5 protein-coding genes are annotated in these 5,820 nt (G+C 66.5%); 1 reads left to right on the plus strand and 4 read right to left on the minus strand.

All coding sequences use genetic code 11. The annotated features are described in order from the left end of the window. From A8G08_RS19185 to A8G08_RS19200, 4 genes are all read right to left on the minus strand, one after another. Positions 1–1,836, minus strand: a 1,836-nt coding sequence (locus A8G08_RS19185; RefSeq protein WP_068277755.1) for a DEAD/DEAH box helicase, incomplete at its 3' end; no start/stop codon positions are given. Between the two features lie 47 nt (positions 1,837–1,883). Beyond that, positions 1,884–2,924, minus strand: coding sequence for an alpha/beta fold hydrolase (locus tag A8G08_RS19190; RefSeq protein WP_068277758.1), 1,041 nt, complete (start codon positions 2,922–2,924; stop codon positions 1,884–1,886). A 148-nt stretch (positions 2,925–3,072) separates the two neighbouring features. Beyond that, entirely contained in the window at positions 3,073–4,107 is a 1,035-nt protein-coding gene (locus A8G08_RS19195) for an alpha/beta fold hydrolase (protein WP_068277761.1), read from the minus strand. Between the two features lie 176 nt (positions 4,108–4,283). Beyond that, on the minus strand, positions 4,284–5,228 hold the full coding sequence (locus A8G08_RS19200; RefSeq protein WP_068277764.1) for a proteasome assembly chaperone family protein: 945 nt from the start codon (positions 5,226–5,228) through the stop codon (positions 4,284–4,286). A gap of 232 nt (positions 5,229–5,460) precedes the next feature. Here A8G08_RS19200 and A8G08_RS19205 point away from each other — a divergent pair. Further along, positions 5,461–5,820: alcohol dehydrogenase catalytic domain-containing protein (locus tag A8G08_RS19205; RefSeq protein ID WP_157108668.1), on the plus strand; the 360-nt coding region annotated here is incomplete at its 3' end.

Consider the following 5,820-nt stretch of genomic DNA (forward strand, 5'->3'; position numbering starts at 1 on the left):
TACCCACGGGTGACTTCGCCGGTAGGTCTCGAAGGCGGGATCGATGAGCTCCGCCAACGGTTTCGGCCAGCTCACCTCCTCGAGCAGCTCCATCCGTTCGTCGTATTCGATGCCGTCGGCCTTCATCTGCGCGACTGCCTCGCCGCGTGCGGCGTGCTGTTGGCCGAGCAGCACCTGCCGGGGGTTCTCGAGCGTCGACTCGATCACCGAGATCACATCGAGGGTGTAACTCGGCGACTCCTTGTCGAGCAGTTCCAATGCGGCGAGCCCGAACGGGGACAGCGGTTGGTCCAGCGCGAAGTCGCGTTGCAGGTCCACCGTCAGTCGCGCCCACCGGCCGTTTTCGTCCGGCTCCGAAAGACGTTGGACCACACCGGCATCGACGAGGCTGCGGTACAGCCGGATCGCGGTGCGGATGTGTTTGCGCTGTGCGGGGCGTGGCTCGTGGTTGTCCTCGAGCAAGTGGCGCATGGCGTCGAAACAGTTGCCAGGCCGCGCGATGACGTTGAGCAGCATCGAATTCGTCACTGCGAACCGCGATACGAGCGGCTCCGGCGCGCCGCCGACCAGTCGTTCGTAGGTGGATTCGCTCCAGTTGACCGAACCCTCCGGCGCCTTCTTGCGCTGAATTCGCTTGAGCTTCTTGGGATCATCGCCGGCCTTGAGCACAAGGCGGTGGTTCTCGATCTCGTGCTCCGGAGCCTGCACGACGACGGTGCCCATCGTGTCGAAGCCCGCGCGGCCCGCGCGCCCGGCGATCTGATGGAACTCCCTGGCCCGCAGCTGGCGCATCCGGACGCCGTCGTATTTTGCCAGGCCGGTCAGCAGCACTGTCCGGATCGGGACGTTGATACCCACGCCGAGGGTGTCCGTGCCGCAGATGACTTTCAGTAGGCCGTCCTGCGCGAGGCGTTCGACGAGCCTGCGGTATTTGGGGAGCATGCCGGCGTGGTGCACTCCGATGCCGTGCCTCACCAGCCGGGACAGCGTCTTGCCGAAACCGGTGGCGAATCGGAACGCGCCGATCGCCTCGGCGATGGCGTCCTTCTCGGCCCGGCTGCAGAGGTTCACGCTGGTCAGAGCCTGGGCGCGTTCCAGGGCGGCCGCCTGCGTGAAGTGCACGACGTAGACCGGCGCCTGATGGGTGCTGACGAGTTCCTCGATCGTCTCGCCGACAGGTGTGCGCGCGTAGGAGAACGTGAGCGGTACCGGGCGTTCGGTGCCCGCGACGATCGCGGTCTCCCGGCCGGTCCGCCGCGTCATGTCGTCTGCGAAGAAATCGACTTCACCCAGCGTCGCGGACATCAGCAGGAACTGCGCCTGCGGCAGTTCGATCAGCGGCACCTGCCACGCCCAGCCGCGATCGGGCTCGGCGTAGTAATGGAATTCGTCCATGACGACTTGGCCGATATTCGCACCGGCACCCTCGCGCAGCGCAAGGTTGGCGACGATCTCCGCGGTCGCGCAGATGATCGGTGCGTCGGGATTGACCGCGGCATCGCCGGTGACCATGCCGACCTGGTCGGCTCCGAAGACATCGCACAGCGCGAAGAACTTCTCGCTCACCAGTGCCTTGATCGGGGCGGTGTAGTAGGTGCGTTGCCCGCGCGCCAGCGCGGCGAAGTGCGCGCCGACGGCCACCATCGACTTGCCCGATCCGGTGGGGGTGGCGAGGATGACGTTCGCGCCGGAGACGAGCTCCATGAGCGCTTCCTCCTGCGCCGGATAGAGCTCGAGTCCGCGTTCGGATGTCCATTCGCTGAAGGCATCGAAAAGGCGATCCGCGTCCGCCTCGCCCGCGTTCAGGAACTGCTCGATCAGGCTCGGCAACGACACCGGTACAGGCTAGCCGGTGGAGGCGCCGCAGCTGGAATTGGCGCTGCTCAGGTGGCGCTGCGTTCGGTATCTTCCATCACCGCGACAGCGGCGCGGATCTCCCCTGGAGTGCCGGTCACGTGCTCCTCGCCCGAGCCGGACGCGAGTAATTCGCGGCGCCGGGCGGGGTCGAAGATCGGGGCATCGGTGGAGTCGACGAATTTGCGCACCACCTCGATGAACCGCTCGTGGTCGTCGCGGTACGGGAAATGCCCCGCGCCGGGAAATATTTCGAGCTGCGAACCCGGAATCGCCGAATGAACGAGATGCGCATGGCTGACCGGGATGACCGCGTCGCAATCGCCCCAGATGATCTGGACCGGCAGCTGTTCGTAGAGGTAGCAGCGGTCGAGCATGGTGATCACCTGCCCGCGCCAGTCCACTGCGGCGCGCAGCGTGCGCAGGAAGGCGAGGTAGCCGGTGTTGTCCGCGAATCCGTGCATGACCCGCACGATGTCGATCGCGTCGTGCGCGGCTGTGCTCCGCCCGACCGGCGATACCGCGACCCGTTGCGCAAGTGAGGAACCCACTGCGGCGAGTGCGCGGGTGGCGCCCGGGAGTTGTAGCACCCGCAGCCCGGAGGAGATCATCGGTGCGGTCGCGAACCGCAGTACGGGGTGGACTTCCTTGCTTACCCCGCCAGCGCCGACCAGTACGAGCCGTTCCACCATCTCCGGGAACTGGTAGCAGAACTGGGTCGCGACACCGCCGCCGAGCGAATGGCCGATCACCGTCACCCGGTCGTAGCCGAGGACCGTGAGCAGGTCCCGCAGGCCGTTGGCATATGCGGAGATCGAATAGTCGGCCCGTGGTTTGTCCGAACGACCGTGCCCGAGCATGTCCGGCGCGATCACGGTGTAGCTCGTCGAGAGGTCTTCCATGACCTCGGTCCAGGTCAGCGAGTTGTCGCCGATCCCGTGCAACAGCACGATCGGCGGCCCTTCGCCGGCGATGCGGACCGCGCGGCGATAGCCGTGGATGGTGCGGAAGGTGAGATGCGGTTCGGGGGAAACGGTCCGCAGCGGCGGTCCGATGTGGGAATCGTTCATATCGCCTCCTCCCGCGTCGAGCTGGCAGCAGCGCCGGGCCCCGTCGCCGCCCTAAATCCGTTGAGCGGAAGCCGAAGCGGCCGAGCGCACCCTGCTTCGACGATCCTACGGCTCGGCGACCGCTGCGGCAGAGCGAGTAATAACGTGATCAGGTCGCGCTGCGTTCGCTCGAGCCCATCGCATCGAGCACCGCCATCCGGGTCAGCGGCCCGCCCACGATGTCGTCCTCGCCGACGCCGGACAACAGCGTGTGCCTCCAGCGACCCGCGTCGAACTCGGCGGGCACGGTGGACTCGAGGAAGTCCTCGAGGACCCGCAGGAAGCCCATCGACTCGGTGCGGAACGGGTAGTGGCCCGCGTTATTGAAGATCGCGATGCGCGAGCCCGGCATCGCCGAGTGCGCGAGATGCGCGTGCGACACCGGGAAGATCGCGTCGCGGCCGCCCCAGATGATCTGCACCGGCATCGCCTCGTTGAGGTAAACCCGGTCGAGCAGGGTGACCACTTGGCCGCGCCAGTCGACCACTGCGCGCAGTGATTGGAGAAACGCCATGTATGCGGCGTGGTCACGCAGTTCGCCGAGTACTCGCATGATGTCCGGGGTGCTCTTGAGCACGGCGGCCGGGGACAGGGCGCCCTCCTGCACCTGGTCGAGCAGATTCCATGCCAGCCGGGCGATGTCGTGACCGCCGGGGAGCTTGAGGATCCCCATCCATTCGTTGGCGACCGGCACCGCGATCAGCCGCAGCAGCGGATGCACGTCCTTGGTGATGCCACTCGACGAGACGAGCACGAGCCTCTCGACCAACTGCGGGTACTGGTACGCCATCTGCATCGCGACCGCGCCGCCGAGCGAGTGGCCGACAACCGTGGCGCGCTCGATGCCGAGTACCGCGAGGAGGTCGCGCATCCCGTTCGCGTAGGCCGCGACCGAGTAGTCACCGCGTGGCTTGTCCGACTGGCCATGGCCCAGCAGGTCCGGAGCGATGACGGTGTAGTGGCGGGCGAGGTGGGGGATGAGATCGGCCCACGCCGCCGAACTGTCACCGATGCCGTGGATGAGCAGCACGGCGGGACCTTCGCCGGCGATTCGGTAGGCGCGGTTGTACCCGTGAATCGAACGGAAGACGAGCTGAGTCTCGACGTCCGGTACGGGTCGCAGCGTCCGAGATCGCGGTGTCATGCAGCCTCCTCGGGTCGACTCGGCCATCCAGATTCACCGTCGCCGGTGAGTTGGATCGGTGTCCAATAGTCGCGTACTCGAGTAACGCACACGTTTCCACGCGCGCACAACTGCGCTACCCGACGGCATCGATCGAAAATGCCGGGGGACCTGCGCCGATGGAGCTCGGGACGAGGCTAGTCGTCACTGTCCTTCTGGTCGTTGTCGTCGAGTCCGGCCTGTGCCGCGAGGAAGCGCTCGAATTCCGCGCCGAGTTCGTCGCCGCTCGGCAGCTCCTCGTCGGAGGCGAGCAGGGACGAGGTCTGTTCCTGCGCAGCCACGAAGCTGTCGTACTGCCGCTCGAGTGCCGCGACAACGCCCTCCACCTCGGGATTGCCCGCAATGTGCTCGTTGACCTGCTCGCGAACCCGGGCAGCGGCGTCGCCGAGCGCGGCGAGCGGCAACTCCAGCCCGGCGTTCTCGCCGACGTTCTCGAGCAGCGTCTGCGCTGCCTCCGGGTAGGCGGTCTGGGACAGGTAGTGCGGCACATGCACAGAGAAGCCGAGCGACTCATGTCCGTGCTGGCCCATGCGGAACTCGAGGAGCGACGAGGCCGACGCGGGCACCTGCAGTTCGCCCGGCCAACCCGGGAGATCCTTGATCAGGTCGCGGTCGCTGGCATGCGCGGTGAGCCCGAGGGGACGAGTGTGTGGGACTGCCATCGGGATCGAGTTCAGCCCGATGGTGCGGCGGACGCCCAACTGTTCGGCGAGCAGGCGCACTGCGGTGGTGAACCGCTCCCAGCGCAGGTCCGGCTCCTGGCCGGCCAGCAGCAGGAACGGCGTTCCTGCTGTGTCCTTCAGCGCGTAGAGGTTGATCTCCGGGTCCGCGTAGTCCGAGAAGTGGTCGTTCTTGAACGTCATCAAGGGCCGGCGCGATCGGTAATCGAGCAGTTCGTCGACGTCGAAGGACGCGACCAGTTCGGTTTCCAGGCTCTGCCGCAGGTGCTTGGTGGCGAGCCGAACCGCGTGCCCGGCGTCGCTGAAGCCCTCGAGGCCATGTACGAGCACCGGTCCCGCGCCGTCCGACGACGAAAGCTGCGGCTCGGGGAACTCCAGTTCGTACATCCTCGCCTCGTCCATGTCGCTTCCTTTCCTGCCCGGGAGTCAACTCCCGGTACCACCATTGTCACCTACCCGCTCGGCGATGCTTCACGCCGTGGTGCATTGGGGGACGCAGGATTTGCCAACGCGGGGGACCGCTCGCGAATTCCCTCCGCGCCCCGGAGCCAACAGGTGACCCGACGCGAGTCTGGACACCTGTCTTGTGGCACGCTGAACGCCGGTCGCTGCAGATGAATCGAAGGAGAGCATCGTGGGTCAGTCGGTACGAGGTGTCGTTGCGCGCGGACGGGGCGAAGCCGTCCAGGTCGAGACCATCGTGATCCCGGATCCGGGGCCACACGACGTCATCGTGAAGATCCAGGCGTGCGGCGTCTGCCATACCGATCTGCACTACCGCGAAGGCGGAATCAACGACGAGTTCCCGTTCCTGCTCGGTCATGAGGCCGCGGGCATCGTCGAGGAGATCGGCAGCGCCGTGGATTCGGTCGCCGTCGGTGATTTCGTCGTACTGAACTGGCGTGCGGTGTGTGGCACGTGCCGCGCCTGCAAGCGCGGACGCCCCTGGTACTGCTTCGACACGCACAACGCCAGCAAGAAGATGACGCTCGAG

It is taken from the genome of Aldersonia kunmingensis, assembly GCF_001646865.1.
GTDB lineage: Bacteria > Actinomycetota > Actinomycetes > Mycobacteriales > Mycobacteriaceae > Aldersonia > Aldersonia kunmingensis.